The 246-nt window shown below is 48.0% G+C and carries 1 rRNA gene; it reads right to left on the bottom strand.

The features are described 5' to 3' along the window. Positions 1-63: ribosomal RNA gene (gene rrf / locus V6F78_RS22590) — 5S ribosomal RNA — on the bottom strand; the annotation flags it as partial. Between the last annotated feature and the right edge of the window lie 183 nt (positions 64-246).

Here is a 246-nt window from a genome sequence, read left to right as displayed (position 1 = left end):
GCATCGTTTCACTGCTGAGTTCGGGATGGGATCAGGTGGTTCCAATGCTCTATGGTCGTCAAGAAATTCGGTAGCCGGTGCGTTTACCTTACGGTCAACGTTCCAGCGAATGGGTATGTAATAGAGTGGTGTTTTGTGAGGTGCAAACTTTCGGTTTGTATCGTCTTCACACACCGCAATCTGGCCTTTCGACGCAAATTGCTTGGGTGTTATATGGTCAAGCCTCACGGGCAATTAGTATTGGTT

It is taken from the genome of Pseudomonas sp. ESBL9, from assembly GCF_036668715.1.
Classification (GTDB): domain Bacteria; phylum Pseudomonadota; class Gammaproteobacteria; order Pseudomonadales; family Pseudomonadaceae; genus Aquipseudomonas; species Aquipseudomonas lundensis.
The sequence above is the reverse complement of the archived record's forward strand: the minus strand, read 5'-3'. Positions and strand labels throughout refer to the sequence as shown.